This is a genomic window from Kitasatospora sp. NPDC036934 (genome assembly GCF_055608425.1).
Genome location: NZ_JBVJQR010000005.1, coordinates 62,325 through 83,918, shown reverse-complemented (window position 1 = coordinate 83,918; position 21,594 = coordinate 62,325). Strand labels below are relative to the sequence as shown.

The following is a 21,594-nucleotide window of genomic DNA, read 5'->3' as shown; positions in this document are numbered from 1 at the left end:
GTACGTACGGGGACGGCCTCGCAGCTGTTCTTCTGTTCTTCATTTCCCTTGTGCCGTACACGTCACGCGGCGATCCTACTGTTCTCGGCGCTCCCGCCCCGGAAGCCCCGACACCCGGAGGACCCCATGGCCTTCGCACGACCCCGCACCCCCGGCACCCCCACCCCCGCCGCGGGCCCGCGCCCCGCCCGTCGCCGCAGGCTCCGCCCGATCACCGCCCTCGCCACCGGTCTCGGCCTGGTCGCCGGCTCGCTCGGCCTGTGGGCCGCGGGCGGCAGTGCCGCCGCCGACACCGCGGCCGGCCTGCCCAGCCCCGACCACGTCATCGTCGTCATGCTGGAGAACCACGCGTACTCGCAGGTCATCGGCAGCTCCAAGGCGCCGTACATCAACGGCACGCTGGCCGCCGGCGGCGCGACGCTGACCCAGTCCTTCGCGCTCACCCACCCCAGCCAGCCCAACTACTACATGCTGTTCTCCGGCAGCGCCCAGGGCGTCACCGACGACAGCTGCGTGGACGTCGGCGCGTTCCAGCAGCCCAACCTGGCCTCCGAGCTGCTCGCCGCCAACCAGACCTGGGCCAGCTACAACGAGGGCCTGCCCGGAACCGGCGCCACCGACTGCAGCAGCGGCAACTACGCCCAGAAGCACAACCCGTGGTTCGGTTTCGGCAACGTCCCCACCTCCAGCGCCTACGGGATGGACGCCTTCCCGACCGACTTCACCACCCTGCCCAAGGTCTCCTTCGTCATCCCCGACCTCTGCGACGACATGCACGACTGTTCGGTCGGCACCGGCGACTCCTGGCTGCAGAGCAACCTCGACGCATACGCGCAGTGGGCCAAGAGCAACAACAGCCTGCTGGTGGTGACCTTCGACGAGGACAACAGGCTGGCCGGCAACCGCATCCCGACCGTGGTCTACGGCGCCCACGTCGCCCCCGGCAGCTCCACCGCCACCACCTACAACCACTACGACGTGCTGCACACCCTGGAGGACCTGGCCGGCGTCAACGCCCACGCCGGCAACTCCGCCAACGCCTCCGACATCACCGGCATCTGGAACTGACGCCCGTGTACGTCGCGGACTCCCGCAGCTCGAAGGCCCCCGTCGCACCGGCCACCGGCCAGGTGCGGCGGGGCGCCGCCCTGCGCTCAGTGCCGGGGGCGGTTCTCGCCCTCGGCGCCGTCAGCATGGTCACCGACATCTCCTCCGAGATGGTCAACGCCGTGCTGCCGCTCTACCTGCTCACCGGACTCGGCCTCTCCCCGCTCGGCTTCGGCCTGCTCGACGGCATCCAGAACGGCTTCAGCGCCCTGGTCCGGCTCGCCGGCGGCCACCTCGCCGACCGCCGAGGCCGCGACGGCGCCGCCCGGCACAAGACCGTCGCGGCCATCGGCTACGGGCTCTCCGCGCTCTGCCGGCCGCTGCTGCTGCTCGTCCACACCGTGCCGCTGATCGGCGCCGTCATCGCCGCCGACCGCACCGGCAAGGGCCTGCGCACCGCGCCCCGGGACGCCATGATCTCGCTGGCGACCGAACCCGCCCACCGCGGAAGGGCGTTCGGCGTGCACCGGGCGATGGACACGGCCGGCGCTCTGCTCGGCCCGCTCACCGCCTTCCTGGTGCTGCGGCTGGCCGGCGGCCCGCTGCTCGCCGACGGCGGCGAACGGCACGGCTACGACGCGGTGTTCACCGTCAGCGCCTGCGTCGCCGCGCTGGGCGTGCTGATCCTGCTGCTGTTCGTGCCCAACCGGCAGGTCGGTGACGACCCGTCAGCCGCCGCGCTCACGCTGCGCAGCAGCCTCACCCTGCTGCGACGGCCCGGACTGCGCCGGCTCACCCTGTGCGCCGTGCTGCTCGGGCTGACCACCGTCAGCGACTCCTTCCTCTACCTGCTGATCCAGCGCCGACTCGGCCTGTCCGTCGACCTGTTCCCGCTGCTGCCGCTCGGCACCGCCGCCGCCTTCCTGCTGCTCGCCGTCCCGCTGGGCTCGCTCGCCGACCGGATCGGACGCCGCCGGCTCTTCCTGCTCGGACACGGCGTCCTGCTGCTCGCGTACGGGCTGCTGCTCTCGCCGCTGCGCGGGCTGCCCGCGGTGATCTGCGTGCTGGTGCTGCACGGCTCTTTCTACGCCGCCACCGACGGCGTGCTCGCCGCCGCGGCGGCCGACGCGGTGCCCGCCGAGCAGCGCGGTGCCGGACTCGCCCTGGTCGGCACCGGGCAGGCGCTGGCTCGGTTCGCCTGCTCGCTGCTGTTCGGTGCGCTGTGGAGCGCGGTCGGCGGGCCGGGCGCGCTGGCCTGGTCGGCAGGTGCGCTGGCGCTGTGCGTGGCCGGCGCGGCGATGGTGCTGCGGGCGCCGGAGCCGGTTGCCGAGGAGGAGAGTTCGTGAGCGTCGTCGAGGAGAGACCGTGAACCTGCAGAACAACCGCAGCCGGGTGATCGTGCTGCTGCTCGCCGTCCTGGTGCTCGGTGCGGTCGGCACCGGCGCCGTCCTGTACGCCGCCGACCGCACCGCCGAGCGCGACCGCACCCAGGCGGGCGGGCCAGCCGTCGAACCCGGCCCGGTCTCCCTCCAAGTGCCCTCGAAGGGCCGCCAGTTGCTCTTCCGCAACATGGCCTGGGGTCCGCACCGGGACGAGATCACCACCGTCCCCGCCGACCACCCCGACGGCCCGCGCACCGCCTCCGGCACCCAGTGCCTGCGCTTCCACGCCGCCGCCGGCACCGGCATCTGCCTCCAGGCCCAGCACGGCGCGCTGGACGACACCTACCGCGCCGTCGTCCTGGACGACCACCTGCACGAACGGCGCTCCTTCCCCGCCGCCGGCATCCCCACCCGTGCCCGGGTCTCCCCGTCCGGACACCTCGCCGCCTGGACGGTCTTCGTCAGCGGCGACTCCTATGCGGGCAGCGACTTCTCCACCCGCAGCTCGATCGTCGACGTCCGGGACTGGAACCTGCGGGAGAACCTGGAGGACTTCGCCGTCATCAAGGACGGCCACCCGTACCAGGCGCACGACATCAACATCTGGGGCGTGACCTTCGCCGACGACAACACCTTCTACGCCACCCTGGCCAGTGCCGGGCAGACCCACCTGGTCCGCGGTGACCTCGCCGCCCGCACCCTCGCCACCGTGCACGACAACGTCGAGTGCCCCTCCCTCTCCCCCGACGGCACCCGCATCGCGTACAAGAAGCGCGTCCCCGGCCTGTCGCCCGACGCCCCCTGGCGGCTGTACGTCCTCGACCTGGCGACCGGGACGGAGACCGCCACCGCCGAGCAGCGCAACATCGACGACCAGGCGCTCTGGTCCGACGACGGGACGCTGATCTACGCCCTCCCCGGGGACTACGGCGCCGACCTGTGGACCGTCCCGGCCGACGGCTCCGGCGCCGCCCGGCTGGTCACCAAGGCGGCCGTCGCCCCCGCCTACCTGGGCTGAGGAACTCTCCGCTAGCGTCCCACGTCGAGCAGAGAGTGACGTCCCGGCCGAACGTGCCGGCCGGACGTCCTGATCGGAGCGGGGGAGCGAGCGAACCGTGGACGGTATTCCACCCGAGCGGATGGTCACCGACTCCTGGCCGGCCCTGCACGGCCGACCCGTGCTGCGGCGCACCGTCGCCGTCGGCCTGGTGCTGTGCGTGTCGGCCGGCGCCGCCCTGGTGGTGCGCGGCGTCAACGCGCTCACCGTCGGCCGGGCCGGGCGGGAGACCGACCGGGACCGCGCCGAACGCCTGGCCGGCCTCCACCCCTCCCAGCACCCCGGCGCCGGCCGCTACTACGTCCCGGTCGGCGCCGTCTACACCCGCACCTCCGACGGCGCGCCCATCGCCTACCTTCACTACCGGCTCGGCGGCGGCAAGGAGCCCGGCCTCGGCGACTTCCTGCGCACCTACGACCTCCCCGAGCCCGGGCCCGCCGCACCGCTGCCACCGGACCTCGCCGCCGCCCTCGGGGGCGACGAGCCGGCCGAGGCCCCGGAGCTGCCGGAGGGGCCGGAGGGGGCGGCCGGGTCCGGGGCGTCGGCCTCGCCGTCCGCCGCCGCCCCGGAGGTCACGGAACCACGGTCCGGGGCGACCTCCGCGTCCATCGCGGCGGAGCCGATCCCGGCCCCGACCCTGACCCCGACCCCGACCGATGCCGACGACGACGGCGACGACGCCGGCGAGCCCACCGTGGACGGCGGGGCGGGCGGCTCCACGAGCGTGACCGGTGACGGCGAGCCGGAGGACGGTGCGCCCGACCCGAGCCCGACCCCGGTCCTGAGCCCGGCCCCGATGCCGAGCCCGACCCCGGTCCTGAGCCCGACCCCGACCTGGACACCCACCGCGACCCCGTCCGCCGTCCCCACCCACACCCCCAGCGCCCGCCGGATCTACGTCGCCACCATCCCGGGCGGGCTGCCGGGCGCCGCCGACATCTACATCCGCGCCACCGGCTGAGCCCCCTGCGGCTCCGCCCCGCCCGGGTCGGTGACCGGGCGGGGCGGAGCGGAGGCGGGGGCCGTCAGCGGGCGGTCGCCGGCTGGGGTGCGGGTACGGGCGCGGGTGCCGGGTTGGCGGCCGCTGCGGGGGCGGCCGGGGCGGTGCGCCGGGCCGGGGCCTGGCCGACCAGCATGGCGCCGAGTGCCAGCAGCAGTCCCAGCACCTGCCACGCGGTGAGCGTCTGGCCGAGCACGACCAGGCCGCCGACCGTGGCCACCACCGGGTTGATCAGCCCCAGGAACGACGCCGGTCCGGCGCCCAGCCGCTCGATGCCGCGGAACCACAGCACGTACCCGAGCGCGGTGCTGAGCAGCCCGAGGTAGGCGAAGCCCGCCAGGTTGGAGACGCTCAGGGCCGGCGGCGCGCCCTCGACCAGCGCCGCGAGCGGGACCAGGAACAGCGAGCCGGCGAGCAGCTGCCACGCGGTCAGGTCGACCATGGTGGCGCCCTCCGGACGGCCCCAGCGGCGGGTGAGGACGGTGCCCATGGCCATCAGCCCGATCGCGGTGACCATGGCGGCGATCCCGACGCCGTCCAGGGTCGCCCCGCTCTTGAGCACCAGCAGGGCCACGCCGCCGACCCCGGCCAGCCCGGCGAGCAGCGCCCGGCGCCCGGGCCGGACCCGGAGCACGCCGATCGAGAACCCGGCGACCAGCAGAGGCTGGATCGCCCCGATCGTGGCCGCGACGCCGCCGGGCAGGCGGTAGGCGCCGACGAAGGTGAGCGGGAAGAACAGTCCGATGTTGAGCATCCCGAGCACCGCCGCGCGCCCCCACCAGCGCCCCCTGGGCAGCTTGCGGCCGATCAGCAGCAGGAGCAGTCCGGCGGGCAGTGCCCGCAGTGCGGCGAGCAGCAGCGGGCGGCCTTCGGGCAGCAGCTGGGTGGTGACCAGGTAGGTGGTGCCCCAGGCGGCCGGGGCGAGTGCGGCGGTGGCGGCGATCCCTGCGCGCTTGCGGTCCATGGCGATCCCAATCCCCTCAACGTTGATTATCTGAACGTTGAGATATTTCTACGCCCGGGATCGGCGAACGTCAAGTATGTGAATGTTAAGATATCTGCGACCGACCGGTAGACCGGCAAGCCGTGGAGCGGCGGACCGGTGGAGCAGCAGCCACGAGGGAGATGACAGGCCATGCAGCAGCGCGACACCGTCGACGACATCGCCGAGCAGTGGGCCAGGAACCGCCCCGACCTGCCGCTGGAGGCGATGGCCCTGATCGGCCGGCTGCGGCGGCTCAACGTCCGGGTCGACAACGCCCTGCGCGACTACTTCCTCACCTGCGGCCTGGACCCCTCCGAGTTCGACGTCCTCGCCACCCTCCGCCGCTCCGGCGAACCCTACGAGCTCAACGCCCGTGCCCTGCTCAAGTCCGCCATGGTCACCTCCGGCGCCATCACCAACCGCGTCGACAAGCTCTCCGCCAAGGGCCTGGTCGAACGCAACCCCTGCCCGACCGACCGCCGCGCCGTCCTCGTCCGCCTCACCCCGGCCGGCAAGGAGCTCATCGACGCCGCCCTGCCCGGCCACATCCGCAACGAGGAACGCATCCTCACCGCCCTCGACGCTGACGAGCGCGCCCAACTCGACACCCTGCTGCGCAAGCTGCTCGTCGCCCACGGCGACACCGAACCGCTGGGCTGACGGCCGGGTCGTTCGGGCTGACGGCCGGGTCGTTCGCGTGACCACCACCTCCCGGCCGCGTTAACCCGTCGGGACGCCGCGCCGGAGGAGGGGCCCGATGAGCCGCAAGACCCCCAGGGACATCGCCGTCGACGACCAGCTGCGGGCCGCCGGGGCGGAGGGCGCCCAGTGGCTCGCCGCCGCCGGCTGGGGCCCGCCGGTCAAGGTGCCGCTGCAGAACGCGGCCAAGTGGCAGCGGGAGACCCGGGAGCGGATGCTCGCCTCGCAGCGGGACGAGTCCTGCACCTGGTGCGACCATCTGCTCCACGGCGGCCCCCAGCCCGTCGTCGTGCACGCCGAACACCCCACCCACCTGATCTGCCGGTCCTGCTCGGTCAGCGCCCGCCCCCACCGCCGCTGCCTGGAGTGCGGCGGGCCGGCCGGCTCGCTCTCCCCGCTCGACGGTCGCGAGGACGTCTGCATGGGCACGGTGGCGATCTACACCCGCCTCCGTTGCACCGCCTGCTTCCTCGGCGACCCGCTCAACGGGACCTTCGGCAGCGGTTCGTAGCCCTTCGCTACACCTCGGCGACCAGCGCGTAGCGTTCGTCGGCCACCGGGCCGCCCCACAGCACCGCGTCCCCACTGAGCGGCTCCACGCGCAACGCCGCCACCAACGGCCTCACCGCCGCCACGAGTCGTTCCGCCCCGACACCCCCACCCCACGGCAGGTGCCCCGCCCCGGCGACGTACGGCGCCGACGGCTCGCCCGCCTCGCGCCACCGTCCCTCGACCAGCACCAGCCGCCCGCCGGGCCGCAGCAGCCGCACCCAGGCGCGCAGCGCCCGCTCCGGGTCGGGCAGTGTCCAGACCAGGTGGCGCGACAGCACCACGTCGAAGCCGCCCTCCCGCACCGGCGGCGCGCCCGCGTCCCCCACCAGGAACCGCCCCGCCAGCCCGGCCGCCGCCAGCTTCGCCCGCGCCCGCGCGACCATCCGCGGCGCCAGGTCCACCCCCGTCACCCGGTGCCCGCCCGCCGCCACCAGCTCCGCCAACGACCCCGTCCCACAGCCGACATCGAGCACGTCCACCGCCCCCGACGGCAACCACCCGCGCACCCGCCGCTCCCACGCCGCCCGCGTCGCCGCCACCCGCAAGCCGTGGTCCGGCTCCTCGTCGAAGGCCGCAGCGGCCGCGTCCCAGTAGTCGGCGATGGCCTTGCCGGAGTCACCCATGGCTCCATCCTCCCCGCCACCACCGACATGTGTTCAACGCCACGGCCGGCGGCGGGCACTGGCACGTGCCGATGCCGGAGGAACTGCGCGCGGAGACCGACCGCCACCTCGGCGCACTGCTGGACGCGGAGGCCTAGCGACCGCAGGCGCCGCCTATACTCCGTGTGCTCGATAAGCCAGGGGGAAGCATGCTGAGCACGTTGGACGTTGCCGTACTGACCACGATCGGTGCGGCGCTGCTGCTCCGGTTGGCGACACTGCCGGTGCTGGTGCGCGCCCAGACGGCCGCGCGCCGACGGGCGTTGGCGGCCACGGGCACGGACGCGACCGCGGGTGCGCCGGGCGGCGTCGGCGCGACCGTCGGCGAGCTCGCAGTGGGCCTGCTGGCCGTCGTGGGGCTGCTGGCTCTCCTGCGCGTCTGGAGCACCATCCTCTACGAGGGGCTGGGGCAGCCGTTCGACCTCGATAACGTGAGGTACCTCGCCTTCCAGACGCACACGTCCCTCGCCGTGGTGCGGACCTGGTACATCGCCGGCTTCGTCACGTGCCTGCCGCTCTGGCTGCTGCTCTGCTACCTGACCCAGCGCAAGCTGCTGACCAACGGCCTGCCGCCACAGGCCTGGTCGGCCGGCCGGACCCGGACCCAGGTCATCGGCCTGCTCGTGCTCCGCGCGGTGATCGGCGTGTTCGTCCTGCCGGTCGCACTGCTCCTCGCCGCCGTGGTGTTCCAGATAGTCGCCGTACTCGTGAGCCGCCACCCCAAGCCGGTCGGCGCGGAGGCGGTGAGCGCCCAAGCGGCCCAGGCACCCATGGCAGCGCCGAACCCGTACGCACCCACCGTCCCGCCGCAGGCGGTGCACGCCCCGCCCCAGGCGCCGTACGTCCCCACCCAGTTCACGCCGCCCACCCCATCGGCCCCGCCCGTCGGCAGCCCGCTCGGTGCCCATGAGCCCCGTACGATCGGCGGCTACCAGCTCCTCGGCCGGATCGGCTCCGGCGGCATGGGCACGGTCTACCTGGCCCGGCGCCAGGGCTCCGCCACCCAGGTCGCGCTGAAGACCATCAACCTCGAACTCCTCCACGACGCCGACTTGTTGCGCCGCTTCCAGCGCGAGTCCGAGGTGCTGTCGATGGTCCCCGGCGCCTACACCGCCCGGGTGCTCGACACCGGTGTGGACGCCGGACGCCCGTACCTGGCGATGGAGTTGCTGGACGGCCGCCCGCTGGACGCCCATCTGCGCGAGCAGGGGCCGATCCGTTCGGCCGAGGCCTTGCGCGCCCTCGCGCTGGCGTTGGCCGTGGCGCTGTCCGGGGTGCACCGGCTCGGGCTGGTCCACCGGGACCTCAAGCCCGCCAACATCATGCTGACCACGGCCGGCCCGCGCCTGCTGGACTTCGGCATCGCGGCGATCGTGGACGGCACCCGGCTGACCGCCACCGGCGGCGGTCCTGGCACCCTGACGTACATGGCGCCGGAGCAGTTCGGCGACGAGCGGGTCGGTGCGGCGGCCGACGTGTGGGCCTGGGCGTGCTGCGTGGTGTGCGCGGCGCACGGCGCGAGCCCGTTCGCGGCTACCAACACGGGCGCGGTGATCCGCCGGATCGTGGACACCGGGCCCGAGCCGGCCGCACTGGCGGCGGTCGAGGCCCTCGACCCGACGCTCGCCGCCGTGGTCCGCCGAGCCCTGGCCGTCGACCCGGCCCAGCGCCCGGCGGACGGCACCGGCCTGCTGGCGGCACTGGCGGCGGCCCAGCCGACGGCTCCGGACCCGACGGCCGTCCACGAGCAGATCACCCGGGGCTGGCAGACCCTCGCGCTCTGACCCGACGAGATCCGCCGGACTCGCCTGACCCGCCCTACCCCGCGACCGCCACCGTCACCTCGGCTTCGTGCCGCACCGGGAAGTCGACCGAGTTGGCGATGAAGCAGCCCCGGTTCGCCGCCGCGTGCAGGGCGAGCGCCCGCTCCACCATGCCCGGCTCGGCGACCTCGACCCGGGGGCGCAGCACCGCCGAGGTGAAGCGCCCGCCCTCCGGCGTCACGGCCAGGGTGCCCGTAGGCCGGTCGACGTACGAGGTCACCACGACCCCGTTCACCGCGCACTGGTGCAGGTACGAGAGCAGGTGGCACTGGGAGAGCGCGACCAGCAGCAACTGCTCCGGGTTCCAGCGGGCCGGGTCGCCGCGGAAGGCGGGGTCGGCGGAGCCGGGGATGCCCGGCAGGCCTTCGGCGGAGACCTCGACGTCGCGGGCGTAGGCGCGGTAGTCGCTGGTGCCGGTGCCCCGGTTGCCGGTCCATTCGATCTCGGCGGTGTACTCGTGCTGCCTGGCCATGGGCTTGCCTCCGTGGGAATGGGGTGTGCTGCCGGACAGTCAACCGCAGGAGCCCGCCCGGGCCGCCCGGGCGGGGCTCAACCCCGTTCGGACAGCCGCGCGAGGATCACCCCGGCGCAGTCCGCCACCGAGGCCCGTGAGGTGTCGACGACCAGGTCGTACGTGACGCCCCGGTGCACCGCCGAGGCCTGGGCGGCGGCCATCCCGGCGACCCGGTCCCCGCGCGCGGCCTCTCGGGCCGCGGCCACCGCCGGGTCGCAGCGCACGCCGACCCAGAGCACGTCCAGGCCCGCCAGTGCCGTGCGCCAGCGCTGCTGCGAGGCGGCTCCGCCGAGGAACACCTCGTCCACCAGGACCGGTGCCCCGGCTCGGGCCATCGCCGCCACCCCGGCCGACCAGGCGGCGTCCAGCCGGGCGAAGGCCGGCCCGACCGCCACCGTGCCGTCCCCGTCGCTCAGTCCGCCGATGCCCTCCCCGCCGCCGAGCAGCCACGGCGGCAGCGCCTCCACCATGGTGTCCGCCCCGAGGTGCAGCCAGGGCTCCGGCAGCAGCTCCTGCATGCGCCGGGCGATGCTCGACTTGCCGGAGCTGGAGCCGCCGTTGAGGACGATCACGTGCATGGGCGCGTCCCGGCATCGAACGCCGCCGCGGCCCCCGCGAACGACGACGCCAGCGCGGGCGCCCCGGCCCAGTGCAGGTGCAGGTACGAGGCGTGCACGTTCCCGGCGGCGAAGCCCTCGGTGCGCGGCCCGGTCGGCAGGCGCCAGCCCCAGGCGGGCTGTTCGCCGGCGCCTGGTTCGCAGACCGTGCGGTGGAACTCGTGCCCGCGCAGCCGGGTGCCGGCCGGGGCGAGCGGGGAGTCGTGCAGGGCGACGGCCTCCCGGTACCCGAGGGTGAGCCGTTCGGTCATCCGGGCGGTGGTGTCCAGCGCTCCGCACATCGGCAGGCCGTCCAACTCCCGCCCCAGGTAGAGCAGTCCGGCGCACTCCGCGGCGATCGGCCCGCCCGCGGCGGCGAACCCGGCGATGGCGCCGCGCAGTTCGGCGTTCCCGCTCAACTCCCTTACGTACAGCTCCGGGAAGCCGCCGCCGATGACCAGACCGGCGGTGCCCGCCGGCAGCGCCGAGGCGTGCAGCGGGTCGAAGGGAACGACCTCCGCGCCCGCCGCGCCGAGCAGTTCGGCGTTCTCGGCGTACGAGAAGGAGAACGCGGCGCCACCCGCCACCGCGATCCGCGGTCGCCCGGCGACCGGCGTCACCTCCACCGAAGCGTCCCACGGCTCGGCGCCCAACTCCGGAGCCGTACGAGCGAGTTCCAGCACCGCGTCCAGATCCACCGAAGCAGCGACCAGCTCGCCCATGTCGGCGACGGCCTGCAGCGCCTCCGTCGAGCGCTCCACCGCCGGGATCAGCCCGAGGTGCCGGGACGGCGTGGCCACGGCCGCCGAGCGGCGCAGCGCGCCCAGGACGGGCACGCCGGAGCCCTCTTCCAGGGCCTCGCGCAGGAGGTGCTCGTGCCGGTCGGAGGCGACCCGGTTGAGGATCACCCCGGCGAGGCGCACCTGAGGGTCCCAGGACGCGAAGCCGTGCACCAGCGCGGCCACCGAGCGGGATTGCGAGCTGCCGTCCACCACCAGCACCACCGGCGCCCGCAGCAGCTTGGCGACGTGTGCGGTGGACGCGAGCTCCCCGCGCCCGGAGGCCCCGTCGAAGAGGCCCATGACGCCCTCGACCACTGCGACGTCCGCCCCCGCCGCGCCGTGCAGGAACAGCGGCGCGATCCGCTCCGGCCCGCACATGAAGGCGTCCAGGTTGCGGCCCGGGCGCCCGGCGGCGAGCGCGTGGTAGCCCGGGTCGATGTAGTCCGGACCGACCTTGTGCGGGGAGACCGCCAGCCCGCGTGCGGCGAGCGCCGCGATCAGGCCGGTGGCGACGGTGGTCTTGCCGGCGCCCGAGGAGGGCGCGGCGACGACGAGGCGGGGGACGTTGCTCAAGAGGTCACCACTCGATACCGCGCTGGCCCTTGCGGCCGGCGTCCATGGGGTGCTTGACCTTGGTCATCTCGGTGACCAGGTCGGCGACTTCGGTCAGCGCCTCGGGCGCGTACCGGCCGGTGATGACGACGTGCTGGCTGCCCGGACGGTCCTTGAGCACGGCCACCACCTCCGCCGGGTCGATCCACCCCCAGTGCATCGGGTAGGTGAACTCGTCCAGCACGTAGAAGCGGTAGGTCTCGGCCGCGAGGTCGCGCTTGACCTGCTCCCAGCCCTCCTTGGCCGCCTCCTCGCTGGTCATCTCCTGCTCGGCGGAGCGCTGGATCCAGGACCAGCCGGAGCCCATCTTGTGCCAGTCGACGCTGCCGCCCTCGCCGGAGGCGCCGAGCACGCGCAGCGCGTTCTCCTCGCCGACCTTCCACTTGGCGGACTTCACGAACTGGAACACCCCGACCGACCAGCCCTGGTTCCAGGCCCGCAGCGCCATGCCGAAGGCGGCCGTGGACTTGCCCTTCCCGGGGCCGGTGTGCACGGCGGTGATCGGCTGGGTACGGCGTTGGCGGGTGGTCAGGCCGTCGTCGGGAACGCTCTCGGGGACACCCTTGGGCATGTCGGCTCAGGCCGCCTTTCGCATCGAAGTGGAGACGGGTCGGTTCGCGCGGACGAGTGAGGCCACACCCTCCGCGCGCAGCTCGTCCAGACTGACGGCGCTGCCGCCGAGCAGGCCGGCCAGGGTGCGGGCCAGGCCCAGCCGGACCGGTCCGGACTCGCAGTCCAGCACCACGCTCGCGGTGCCCTGGGCAGCGAACAGCGTGGCCGCGCGCTGGGAGCGGGCGAGCGCGTCGCGGCCGCCGGTGGCCCGGCCGTCGGTGACCACGACCAGCAGCGGACGCCGGTTCGGGTCGCGCAGCCGCTCCACCCGCAGCACCTCGTGGGCGCGCAGCAGGCCGGCGGCCAGCGGGGTGCGGCCGCCGGTGGGCAGGGTCTCCAGCCGGGCGGCGCCGACCTCCACCGAGGAGGTGGGCGGCAGCGCCAGTTCGGCGTCCGCGCCGCGGAAGGTGATCATGCCGATCTTGTCCCGGCGCTGGTAGGCGTCCATCAGCAGCGACAGCACCGCACCCTTGACGGCGGTCATCCGCTGCCGGGCGGCCATCGAGCCGGAGGCGTCCACGACGAACAGCACCAGGTTGGACTCCCGTCCCTGGCGCACCTGTTCGCGGAAGTCGTCCTTGTGCAGCACCAGCGCCCGGCCGGACCGCCCGCGCGCCACCTGGTGCGGGGCGGCGGCCTGCAGGGTCGCGGTCAGGTGCAGCCGGCTCAGCGTGCCCTGCGGGCGGCGGGCCCGGACGGTGTGCCCGCCGGTGGTCTCGGCGGGGGAGCGGCGGCCCTGGGCGCCGTGGCCGGTGCCCTGCACGGTGAACAGCCGGGTCCGGTACGGATCCCCGGCCGCGACCGGGGCGGACTCCCGTGCGGGGGCGGGGTGTTGGGCCGGTACGGGCTGCGGGGCGGGCGCCTCGGTGTCGGCGCCGGTCGGCTCGGGGGCGGAGGCCTCCGGGGTGCCGCCGTCGTCGGAGGGCTCGGGCGCACCGCCGCCGCCCGGGCCGCCGTCACCGCCGCCGTCCGGGCCCGGTCCGTCGTCCTCGGGCTCCGGCCCGTCGCCCTCCGGCTCCTGCGAAGTCTCCTCCGGGAGCGCCTCGGGCTCGTCCTGCTGGGCGTGCTCCTCCAGCGTCCGGTCCAGCTTCTCCTCGTCCAGCCCCGGGGCGTCGAAGGGATTGCGCCGCCGCCGGTGCGGCAGGGCCAGCTGGGCGGCCTTGCGGACGTCCTCCTCCAGCACCTCCGTCCGCCCCGCCCAGGCGGCCAGCGCGACCGCGGTGCGGGCCATCACGATGTCCGCGCGCAGCCCGTCCACCTCGAACGCCGCGCACACGGCGGTGATCTGACGTAGCGCCACATCGTTCAGCTCGACCTTGGAGAGCAAGTCCCTCGCCGTGGTGATGCGTTCGGCGAGCGCCCGCTCCTCCTCGGCGAACCGGGCGGCGAACGAGGCCGGGTCGGCGTCGTAGGCGAGCCGGCGCCGGACCACCTCGGCGCGCTCGGCCGGGTCCCGGGTGGCGGCGATCTCGACGGTCAGGCCGAAGCGGTCGAGCAGCTGCGGCCGCAGCTCGCCCTCCTCCGGGTTCATCGTGCCGACCAGCAGGAACCGCGCCGCGTGCCGCACCGACACGCCCTCGCGCTCGACGTACGAGCGGCCCATCGCGGCGGCGTCCAGCAGCAGGTCCACCACGTGGTCCTGGAGCAGGTTCACCTCGTCGATGTACAGCACGCCGCGGTGCGCCTTGGCGAGCAGCCCCGGCTCGTACGCCTTGACGCCCTCGGCCAGCGCGCGCTCCAGGTCGAGCGAGCCGACGATCCGGTCCTCGGCCACGCCGACCGGCAACTCAACCAGCTGGGAAGGCCGTTCACGGCTCCCGGCGGTGGCGTGCGGGCCGTCCGGGCACTGCGGGTCCGGCGCGGCCGGGTCGCAGGCGAAGCGGCAGTCGTCCACGACGGCGATGGCCGGCAGCAGCCCGGCCAGTGCGCGCACCATGGTCGACTTCGCGGTGCCCTTCTCGCCGCGCACCAGCACGCCGCCCACGGCCGGGGAGACCGCGTTCAGCAGCAGCCCGAGCCGCAGGTCGGCCATGCCGACGATCGCGGTGAACGGATAGCGGACGTCACTCATGCGTCACTCCCAGGTGCCCCGGGCGGGAGGAACGGCAGCGTTCCGGCCGCCGGCACCCCGCCCTCGATCAGCTTCCACAGCGCGTCGGTGTCCGCGTGCTCCTCGATCAGGTCGCCCAGCCGGTCCAGCCGGGCCTCGCGCGCCGCGGCGAACGAGGTGTCCGGCGCCGGCACGAACGCCCGGCCCGCCAACTCGGCGATCTCGCGCATGAGTTCGCGGCGGAAGCCGTCGTTCTCCAGCGCGCCGTGCCAGGTGGTGCCCCAGACCGAGCCGACCCGGCAGCCGTCCAGGCCCTGCCCGGTGTCATCGGAGAAGAACGGAGCGCCGCCCTCCACCGCCACCACCCCGTGGTGGATCTCGTAGCCCTCGACCCGCTGCCCGTACGCCTCGCCGACCGGCCGCGCCAGCACCTTCTCGACGCCGAACCGCACCCGGGTCGGCAGCAGCCCGAGGCCGTCGACCGCGCCCGCCTTGGACTCCACCTCGTCCTCGATCGAGCGCGCCAGCATCTGGTAGCCGCCACACACCCCGAGGACCGGCAGCCCGGCCGCCGCCCGCGCCTTCAGCGCCGGCTCCAGCCCGCGCTCGCGCAGCCAGGCGAGGTCCGCGACGGTGGCCCGGGTGCCGGGGAGCACCACCAGGTCGGCGTCCGCCAGCTCCTCCGGCCGGGTCGCCCAGCGCACCAGCACGCCGGGCTCCTGGGCCAGCGCGTCCAGGTCGGTGAAGTTGGACAGCCGGGGGAAGCGCACCACGGCGACCCGCAGCACGTCCGCTCCCAGCGGTCCGGGCCCGTCCGCCCGGTCCACCACGGTGGACAGGTCCAGCGAGTCCTCGGCGTCCAGCCACAGGCCCGGCAGCATCGGCAGGGTGCCCAGCACCGGACGGCCGGTCAGCTCGCGCAGCATCTCCAGCCCGGGCGCCAGCAGCCGGGCGTCGCCACGGAACTTGTTGACGAACCAGCCCGCGACGTGCCGCTGGTCCTCCGCCGAGAGCAGCGCCAGCGTGCCGTACATCGCCGCGAAGACTCCGCCGCGGTCGATGTCCCCGACCACCACCACGGGCAGCGCGGCGGCCGTGGCCAGGCCCATGTTGGCGATGTCCCGGTCGCGCAGGTTGATCTCGGCGGGCGAGCCGGCGCCCTCGCACACCACCACGTCGTAGCGGGCGCGCAGGTCCGCCAGGCACTCCAGGGCGCGCTCCAGCAGGACGGGCTTGCGCTCCCGGTAGTCCAGCGCCCCCACCTCGGCGACCGGCCGGCCGAGCAGCACCACCTGGCTCCGGCCGTCCGCCCCGGGCTTCAGCAGCACCGGGTTCATCGCCGCCTCCGGCTCCACCCGGGCGGCCTGCGCCTGCATCGCCTGGGCACGGCCGATCTCGGCGCCGTCGGCGGTGACGAAGGAGTTCAGCGACATGTTCTGCGCCTTGAACGGTGCCACCCGGACACCCTGGCGCACCAGCCACCGGCAGATCCCGGCCGTCACCACGCTCTTGCCCGCGTCCGAGGTCGTCCCCGCGACCAGCAGTGCGTTGCTCATGCCCTACCCCTCCTCATCCACAGGCGGACCACCAGATGCCCCGCGACCGACGTACCCAGCGCCAGCGCGCCCACCCGCCGGGACAGCGTGCAGGCCCGCTCGATGTCGTCCACCGTCACCGGCCGCAACTCCGCCCCCAGCACCGGCCGGTGCTCCACGCGCGGCTGTGGCTCCGCATTCGCCCCCGGGCGCTCGTGACCCGAAGCCGATGCGCCCTTCGGCTCGTGCGGGTACCGAAGACTCCCGCCCAGCCGCACGCCGACCGCCCCCGCGAAGGCCGACTCGGCCTGGCCGGCGTTGGGGCTCGGGTGCGCGGAGCCGTCCCGGCGCCAGACCCGCCAGGCGGTACGGGGTTCGGGCGCGGCGGCCACCGTCAGCAGCGCCGTCAGCCGGGCGCCCGGCCAGCCCGCCAGGTCGTCCAGCCGGGCCGAGGCCCAGCCGAACCGGGCGTAGCGGGGCGAACGGTGGCCGACCATGGCGTCCAGGGTGTTCACCGCGCGGAAGGCCAGCAGGCCCGGGGTGCCGGCCAGGGCGCCCCAGGTCAGCGCGTTCACCACGGCGTCGGCGGTGTTCTCGGCCACCGACTCGACCACCGCCCGGGCGAGCTGCTGCTCGTCCAGCGCGCTCGGATCCCGCCCGCACAGGTGCGGCAGCCGCTCCCGGGCCGCCGTCAGGTCGCCCGCGGCGAGCGAGTGTCCGATGGTGCGCGCCTCCCGGGTCAGCGAGGTGCCGCCGAGCACCGTCCAGGTCGCCGCGGCCGCCAGCGCGGCCCGGCCCAGCGGACGCCGTCCGACCGTACGGTCCAGGGCGAGCGCCCCGGCCGCGACCGTGCCCACGCACAGCGCGGTGTACCCGGCCCCGGCGGCCCGGTGGTCGCGCCACAGGCGCCGCTCCAGTCGGGTCGCGGCGCTGCCGAACAGGGCGACGGGGTGGCCGCGGCGCGGGTCGGCGAAACGGGCGTCGGCGGCGTAGCCCGCGACCGCGCCCAGCGCGAAGGCGGCGGCGCGGGTCAGCGGGCGCACGGCAGCGGGCGGCTGGGCTCTGTCCGAGGGTCCGTCTTCGGTGGGGCAGCCTGCATCGCGTGGGTGTCCTCACTCAGGGTCCGCGCCCTGGATCGACGTACCGGTGGCGAGAGTCTCCTGGCTTCCGGGTCGGACGCACCCACGGGCCTTCCAGCGGCTCCTGACGACCCGCCGTGGCGATTCCGAGGGTGCTCCCCGGTGACAGTGGCGGGACCGCGCCGGACTCGCACCGGCTTCCTCTCCATGCCTCCGTTTGGCCCCAGGATCCCATCACGCGCCCGAACCGGGAGTCAACCGAGGTCGCGGAGGGGTTGGTCACACGACGTGCACGCACCCGCCCTGTGCGATCGCCCAGCGCGGAGCAGCGCCGACCGGCCCCGCTTCGTGCGTTCGGCGGCTGGGGACGCGCCGCCGGCCGCACCTACGTTCGGTGCCATGCGCCGCAGAAAGCCACCCGCCGCCGCCCTCGCCCCGGTGCCGTTCTCGCCGGGAGCCGCCCGCGCCCACCGGGCCGGCCTCGGGCTGACCCCCGAGCAGGTCGCCGAGGGCATGGCCGCGCACGGCGTACGGCTGCTCCCCGGTCACGTGCTCGCCTGGGAGAACGGCGAGCTGCGGCCCGGCGAAGCCGAGTTCATCGCCCTGGCCCGCGCCCTCTGGTGCCCGGCCGACCAATTGATGGGCGGCCGCCCGGTGACCCTGCGCGACCACCGCCTGTCCCGGGAACTCCCCCAGGAGACCGTCGCCGAACGGATCGGAATGCCACTCCCCACCTACCGGCAGGCCGAACTGACCGGCCACTGGGACGGCGACCCGGACCAGACCCACGCCCTCGCCCAGGTACTCGGCCTGCGCCTGACCGAACTGGTCGAGGCCACCGGCCGCCGCGAAGCCCTCGATCGGCTGCTCCGCCAGTGCGTGACCGGCCGCTGGCAGCCCCACCTGCGCCCGCTCGCCCGACTGGTCCCCGTCCCGGAAGCCGACCTCGCCGCCGTCCTCCCCCTCCTCCAACAGGAACACCACATCCCCACCCACTGGGGCTCCACCACCCAGCCCCGCACCCCCACCCCACCCCTCACCCCCCGCTTCTGGCGCCTCCTCAGCACCCACCACCCCACCATCCCCATCTGACCGGCCCACACCTCTACCCCCACCCGCAGCGGGCGCGCAGGGCAAAGCCCGCGCACCCACCCACCACCTCCCCCCACCTCCCCCCCCTCGCCACCTCACCCCTCCCCCCTCCCCCCACCCGCCCCAGGCGAGAGGGACGCGCTGCGGGAGGGGGCGGTGGAGGGGGTGGGTGCGGAGAGGGGCGTGACGGGTGATTTTCAGACCGCCAACGGTGAGCACCCCGCGCGATGAGGGTCGGCGGTCCGAAAATCACCCAGCCCCCGGAGCGCCCACCCCCGGAACCGCCCCCGGCACCACCCACCCTCCCGAAAGCCCACCCCCACAACAACAGCCCCGCGCAGCGGCCCCCGTCCCCCAGACAGCCCAGCCCAGTGGCCAGCCCCCCACCCCCCCGATGGACTGTTCCTCGAACACCGTCCGGTCCGCGCAGCGGACCCGTGCAAAAGAGCGGGGAACGAAATGCGTTGGGGAACCGCAGCCATCGTGGCGGCCGCCGCCGCGGGGGCCGCCGTCCTGGTGGTCGGCCGCCGCGCCTCCGAGCGGATGGTCCGTCCGGGGGTGCGGCCCGGCCCCGCCGCCGTCGGGCCGGCCGCCGGGCCCGTGCTGGTGCAGAGCCTGGCCGCCGGCCGGGTCACCTTCAGCCGCCGTCCGGAGAGCCTGCGCCCCGGCCGCTGGGCGGTCGAGTGGGAGGGCGGCGGCCATGCGGTGGTCGAGGAGGTCCTGCACCGGGACGAGCAGGGGGTCACCCGCCGGCTGGTCCGGGCCGACCGGGGCACCCTGACGCCCGGTACGGAGGTCCGCTTCACCCCGCGCGTGTACCTGGGCGATCCCACCGCCGCGTTCGGCCTGGCCTTCACCGAGACCGCCGCCGACGGCGAGTTGGGCGCGCTGCCCGCCTGGTGGCTGGACGGCAAGCGCGGCACCTGGGTGATCCTGGTGCACGGCCCGGAGGCCGACCGCCGGCAGACCCTCCCGGTGCTGCCGGTCCTGCACCGCCTGGGCCTGCCCGCGCTGGCGGTCACCTACCGCGGCGACGAGGGCGCCCCGGCCTCCCCGGACGGCTACAGCCACTTCGGCGAGACCGAGTGGCGGGACGTCGAGGCGGCGGTGCGACTGGCGCTGGACAACGGCGCGGGCCGGGTGATCCTCTACGGCTGGTCGGTGGGCGCCACCACGGTGCTGCAGACGGCGGCCCGCTCCGCCTGGGCGCACGCGATCAGCGGGATCGTCCTCGACTCGCCGGTCCTGGACCTGCCGGCCGCAGCCCGCCGGGACGCCGTCCGGGCCGGTTTCACCGGGGTCGCCGCCGAGCTGGGCGCGCTGGCCGCGGAGGGCCGCACCGGCGTCGACCTGGCTGACTTCTCCCGCCTCGCCGAGGGCGCGGACCTACGGGTGCCGACCCTGGTCCTGCACAGCCCCGACGACCGGATCGCGCCCTTCGAGAAGGTGGAGCGCCTGGCCGCGGCCCGTCACGACGTGGTGAACCTCCAGCGCTTCCCCGGGGCCGAGCACGCCGCGCTCTGGAACTCGGCCCCGGACCACTACACCGAACTCCTCCGGCGCTGGCTCACCCCGCTGCTCTGACCAAGCCGCCACCCGCCGCACCACAACCCGCCGCACCAACCCGCCCGCACCAACCCACCCGCACCACAACCCCGCACCAGAAGTCGGCCAGTCCGACTTCCAGTGCTCCGCCACGTGCCCTCCCCCCGTCGCCGACTGGCCGGATTCCAGCCCTCCGCTTCCATCGCGAGCCACCCCGGCCACCCCGCCGCGCCCGTCTCAGGTGCCCCGCGAAACCCCGAGAAACCACGGAAAGTGACCGTCCGGACGGGCAGCGCGACCCCCCGCCGCCAGCCTGACATGCCCCCGCCACCCGTTTCCGGCCAGGCGGTTTGCCGTTGTTGCCCGATCTTGCGGAGGTGCCGTCCCCGGTCGCGCGGGCGTACGGACAACCGGATGTGACAGAAGGCCCATGCAAGGGGAAGACTGCTGGACGTGACGTCTCGGAACCCGCGCGACCGTGATGCCCCGCTCCCGCCGACGATCGGTACCGGTGCGACGGTGACCCGTCTCCCCGGTACGGCCCACCGGCCATCCGGTGGCAGGCCGGGCGGGGCCGGTGTACCCCGGCGACGAGGGCCCGCGCCGGCGCCCGGCCGGGGCCGGGTCCCGGTGCCCGAGGGTTTCCCCGCGCCGGCCGAGCTGGCGCCGCTGGCCCGTCGGATGCTGGTGGACGCCGTCCGGATCGCCCGTTGGGCCGGGGAGCTGGCGGAGGTCGACAAGCGCGGCGAGCTGCTCCCGGACGACGCCCGGGCGGCCGGCCGCGCGCTGGCCATGACGGTCGGCGCGGCGGCCAAGGCATGGGGCCAGGCGCTGCTGGTGGGCCTGGTGGAGGCCCGGGACGGCGGAGCCGGCCCCGGGTGGCGCCTGCACGCCTGGGAGCACGACGACGAGGCCGTGGTGCGCGGCTGGTCCGGACTGTTCGACGCCTGGACGCTGCTCGCCCCGGTGCCGCCCGCCGCGCTGCGCGGGGTGTTCGCCGTCCTGGCCGGCCAGGCCGTGGACCAGGCCCCGCAGCTGCTGTCCTTCCTGCACCTGGTGGACGGCCCGGTGGCCGAGAGCGAGCTGCTGGAGCTGCTGCGCCGGGGTCTGGACGAGCGCCGGGTCGGCGCCGCCCTCGGCGGCCCGGGCCTGTCGCCCGTGCCGCACGCCGCCTCGGCGGTCTCCGCCGTGCGCGGCACCTGCCGCGCGCCGCAGATCGACACCCCGGCGGCGCCCTCCGACGTGGCCGCCGTGCTGGACTGGATGCTGGACGGCTTGGCAGCGGTGGGCGCCGTGCTGCGCCGCGACGACGCAGCCGAGCTGTCCCCGCTGGGCCACTGGGCGGTGCGGGCGAAGCTGGAGGAGATCTGCACGGTCGCGCAGACCGCGGCCGGGCACATCGAGCAGAGCGCCTTCGAGCTGCTGAACGCCTGCGCGGACTACTCGCCGGGCCCGGCCCGGGCGGAGTTCCGGGCCTGGGTGGCGGCCCGCCCGGCGGACCGCGCGGTGGCCGAGCTGCTGGACGCGGCCCGGGGCAACGACGCGCTGGTGCGCGGGCTGGCCTTCGAGGCGCTGCGGGTGGCCGGCGGGCCGGCCGAGCAGGCGGTGCGGGCGGCGGTCGACGCGCCGGTGCTGCGCCCGTACGCGCTGCTGTGGCTGGCCGAGCGTGCCGACGAGGGGGTCTCCCCGGCGGACGTGCTGGGTGCGGAGGACGCGGCCTGGCTGTGGGTGGACACCGCGGCCGCGGTGCTGGACCACGGTGAGACGGAGCTGTTGGTGGGTCATGTGGAGGGCGCCTCGGCGGGCGACCCGGTGCGGCTGTTCGCCCGGGCCCGGCAGTCCGGGCATCCGCGGGCGGCCTCGGTGCTGACGGCGGTCTCCGGCGTACACCCGGACCCGGGCGTGGCCCGGGCGGCCCGCCGTTCGGCCTTCAGCGTCCACACCGGCGGCGCATAGCCCCCACCCGGCCA

Annotated in this window: 19 protein-coding genes and 1 riboswitch; of the genes, 10 read left to right on the top strand and 9 right to left on the bottom strand. The window is 75.2% G+C overall.

Annotation, left to right across the window (positions count from 1 at the left end):
* Positions 1-126: 126 nt before the first annotated feature.
* From ACZ7BZ_RS09520 to ACZ7BZ_RS09505, 4 genes are all read left to right on the top strand, one after another.
* The gene (locus ACZ7BZ_RS09520) at positions 127-1,068 is read left to right on the top strand and encodes an alkaline phosphatase family protein (protein WP_470357854.1); all 942 of its coding nucleotides are present in this window, start codon (positions 127-129) and stop codon (positions 1,066-1,068) included.
* 5 nt (positions 1,069-1,073) lie between these two features.
* Entirely contained in the window at positions 1,074-2,393 is a 1,320-nt protein-coding gene (locus ACZ7BZ_RS09515) for an MFS transporter (protein ID WP_470357853.1), read from the top strand.
* 19 nt (positions 2,394-2,412) lie between these two features.
* A complete protein-coding gene (locus ACZ7BZ_RS09510) occupies positions 2,413-3,447 on the top strand; it encodes a TolB-like translocation protein (RefSeq protein ID WP_470357852.1) in 1,035 nt (344 codons plus the stop codon).
* A 97-nt stretch (positions 3,448-3,544) separates the two neighbouring features.
* The gene (locus tag ACZ7BZ_RS09505; RefSeq protein WP_470357851.1) at positions 3,545-4,447 is read left to right on the top strand and encodes a hypothetical protein; all 903 of its coding nucleotides are present in this window, start codon (positions 3,545-3,547) and stop codon (positions 4,445-4,447) included.
* A gap of 64 nt (positions 4,448-4,511) precedes the next feature.
* Here ACZ7BZ_RS09505 and ACZ7BZ_RS09500 read toward each other — a convergent pair whose 3' ends face one another.
* Entirely contained in the window at positions 4,512-5,450 is a 939-nt protein-coding gene (locus tag ACZ7BZ_RS09500) for an EamA family transporter (protein ID WP_470357850.1), read from the bottom strand.
* Positions 5,451-5,621: 171 nt separating this feature from the next.
* On the opposite strand from ACZ7BZ_RS09500, the gene ACZ7BZ_RS09495 reads away from it, so the two are divergent.
* On the top strand, positions 5,622-6,131 hold the full coding sequence (locus tag ACZ7BZ_RS09495; RefSeq protein ID WP_380458997.1) for a MarR family winged helix-turn-helix transcriptional regulator: 510 nt from the start codon (positions 5,622-5,624) through the stop codon (positions 6,129-6,131).
* A gap of 97 nt (positions 6,132-6,228) precedes the next feature.
* Positions 6,229-6,681: a hypothetical protein gene (locus tag ACZ7BZ_RS09490; RefSeq protein ID WP_470357849.1), complete on the top strand. Its 453-nt coding sequence runs from the start codon at positions 6,229-6,231 to the stop codon at positions 6,679-6,681.
* A gap of 7 nt (positions 6,682-6,688) precedes the next feature.
* On the opposite strand, the gene ACZ7BZ_RS09485 is transcribed toward ACZ7BZ_RS09490, so the two are convergent.
* Positions 6,689-7,345 carry a class I SAM-dependent methyltransferase gene (locus ACZ7BZ_RS09485; RefSeq protein WP_470357848.1) on the bottom strand — a complete coding sequence of 219 codons (657 nt, stop codon included), beginning with the start codon at positions 7,343-7,345 and terminating at the stop codon, positions 6,689-6,691.
* A 188-nt stretch (positions 7,346-7,533) separates the two neighbouring features.
* On the opposite strand from ACZ7BZ_RS09485, the gene ACZ7BZ_RS09480 reads away from it, so the two are divergent.
* On the top strand, positions 7,534-9,168 hold the full coding sequence (locus tag ACZ7BZ_RS09480; RefSeq protein WP_470357847.1) for a serine/threonine-protein kinase: 1,635 nt from the start codon (positions 7,534-7,536) through the stop codon (positions 9,166-9,168).
* Positions 9,169-9,202: 34 nt separating this feature from the next.
* Here ACZ7BZ_RS09480 and ACZ7BZ_RS09475 read toward each other — a convergent pair whose 3' ends face one another.
* From ACZ7BZ_RS09475 to ACZ7BZ_RS09445, 7 genes are all read right to left on the bottom strand, one after another.
* A complete protein-coding gene (locus tag ACZ7BZ_RS09475; protein WP_470357846.1) occupies positions 9,203-9,679 on the bottom strand; it encodes an OsmC family protein in 477 nt (158 codons plus the stop codon).
* A 77-nt stretch (positions 9,680-9,756) separates the two neighbouring features.
* A complete protein-coding gene (cpt, locus tag ACZ7BZ_RS09470) occupies positions 9,757-10,299 on the bottom strand; it encodes a chloramphenicol phosphotransferase CPT (protein ID WP_470357845.1) in 543 nt (180 codons plus the stop codon).
* On the bottom strand, positions 10,290-11,672 hold the full coding sequence (locus ACZ7BZ_RS09465) for a cobyrinate a,c-diamide synthase (protein WP_470357844.1): 1,383 nt from the start codon (positions 11,670-11,672) through the stop codon (positions 10,290-10,292). Before ACZ7BZ_RS09465 ends, cpt begins: the two co-directional genes overlap by 10 nt.
* A 4-nt stretch (positions 11,673-11,676) precedes the next feature.
* Entirely contained in the window at positions 11,677-12,282 is a 606-nt protein-coding gene (gene cobO / locus ACZ7BZ_RS09460) for a cob(I)yrinic acid a,c-diamide adenosyltransferase (protein WP_380459016.1), read from the bottom strand.
* 6 nt (positions 12,283-12,288) lie between these two features.
* Positions 12,289-14,394: a putative cobaltochelatase gene (locus ACZ7BZ_RS09455; RefSeq protein WP_470357843.1), complete on the bottom strand. Its 2,106-nt coding sequence runs from the start codon at positions 14,392-14,394 to the stop codon at positions 12,289-12,291.
* On the bottom strand, positions 14,391-15,929 hold the full coding sequence (locus ACZ7BZ_RS09450) for a cobyric acid synthase (RefSeq protein ID WP_470357842.1): 1,539 nt from the start codon (positions 15,927-15,929) through the stop codon (positions 14,391-14,393). Before ACZ7BZ_RS09450 ends, ACZ7BZ_RS09455 begins: the two co-directional genes overlap by 4 nt.
* The gene (locus ACZ7BZ_RS09445) at positions 15,926-16,951 is read right to left on the bottom strand and encodes a cobalamin biosynthesis protein (RefSeq protein WP_470357841.1); all 1,026 of its coding nucleotides are present in this window, start codon (positions 16,949-16,951) and stop codon (positions 15,926-15,928) included. Before ACZ7BZ_RS09445 ends, ACZ7BZ_RS09450 begins: the two co-directional genes overlap by 4 nt.
* Before the next feature lie 111 nt (positions 16,952-17,062).
* Positions 17,063-17,190, bottom strand: a riboswitch (cobalamin riboswitch).
* 196 nt (positions 17,191-17,386) lie between these two features.
* Between ACZ7BZ_RS09445 and ACZ7BZ_RS09440 the strand changes: the two genes are divergently transcribed.
* The 3 genes from ACZ7BZ_RS09440 to ACZ7BZ_RS09430 all read left to right on the top strand — a co-directional run bounded on the left by ACZ7BZ_RS09440 (position 17,387) and on the right by ACZ7BZ_RS09430 (position 21,580).
* Positions 17,387-18,079, top strand: a complete 693-nt coding sequence (locus tag ACZ7BZ_RS09440; RefSeq protein WP_470357840.1) for a helix-turn-helix domain-containing protein — start codon at positions 17,387-17,389, stop codon at positions 18,077-18,079.
* Between the two features lie 459 nt (positions 18,080-18,538).
* Complete coding sequence (locus ACZ7BZ_RS09435; protein WP_470357839.1) at positions 18,539-19,663, top strand: alpha/beta hydrolase family protein; 1,125 nt, start codon at positions 18,539-18,541, stop codon at positions 19,661-19,663.
* A gap of 591 nt (positions 19,664-20,254) precedes the next feature.
* A complete protein-coding gene (locus ACZ7BZ_RS09430) occupies positions 20,255-21,580 on the top strand; it encodes a hypothetical protein (RefSeq protein WP_470357838.1) in 1,326 nt (441 codons plus the stop codon).
* Positions 21,581-21,594: the final 14 nt, after the last annotated feature.

Excerpts from the sequence above, each read along its gene's own strand:
- cpt (WP_470357845.1), bottom strand. The coding sequence starts at position 10,299 with ATGCACGTGATCGTCCTCAACGGCGGCTCCAGCTCCGGCAAGTCGAGC.
- ACZ7BZ_RS09435 (WP_470357839.1), top strand. The coding sequence starts at position 18,539 with ATGCGTTGGGGAACCGCAGCCATCGTGGCGGCCGCCGCCGCGGGGGCC.
- ACZ7BZ_RS09450 (WP_470357842.1), bottom strand. The coding sequence starts at position 15,929 with ATGAGCAACGCACTGCTGGTCGCGGGGACGACCTCGGACGCGGGCAAG.
- cobO (WP_380459016.1), bottom strand. The coding sequence starts at position 12,282 with ATGCCCAAGGGTGTCCCCGAGAGCGTTCCCGACGACGGCCTGACCACC.
- ACZ7BZ_RS09500 (WP_470357850.1), bottom strand. The coding sequence starts at position 5,450 with ATGGACCGCAAGCGCGCAGGGATCGCCGCCACCGCCGCACTCGCCCCG.
- ACZ7BZ_RS09475 (WP_470357846.1), bottom strand. The coding sequence starts at position 9,679 with ATGGCCAGGCAGCACGAGTACACCGCCGAGATCGAATGGACCGGCAAC.
- ACZ7BZ_RS09520 (WP_470357854.1), top strand. The coding sequence starts at position 127 with ATGGCCTTCGCACGACCCCGCACCCCCGGCACCCCCACCCCCGCCGCG.
- ACZ7BZ_RS09440 (WP_470357840.1), top strand. The coding sequence starts at position 17,387 with ATGCGCCGCAGAAAGCCACCCGCCGCCGCCCTCGCCCCGGTGCCGTTC.
- ACZ7BZ_RS09495 (WP_380458997.1), top strand. The coding sequence starts at position 5,622 with ATGCAGCAGCGCGACACCGTCGACGACATCGCCGAGCAGTGGGCCAGG.
- ACZ7BZ_RS09455 (WP_470357843.1), bottom strand. The coding sequence starts at position 14,394 with ATGAGTGACGTCCGCTATCCGTTCACCGCGATCGTCGGCATGGCCGAC.
- ACZ7BZ_RS09485 (WP_470357848.1), bottom strand. The coding sequence starts at position 7,345 with ATGGGTGACTCCGGCAAGGCCATCGCCGACTACTGGGACGCGGCCGCT.
- ACZ7BZ_RS09490 (WP_470357849.1), top strand. The coding sequence starts at position 6,229 with ATGAGCCGCAAGACCCCCAGGGACATCGCCGTCGACGACCAGCTGCGG.
- ACZ7BZ_RS09480 (WP_470357847.1), top strand. The coding sequence starts at position 7,534 with ATGCTGAGCACGTTGGACGTTGCCGTACTGACCACGATCGGTGCGGCG.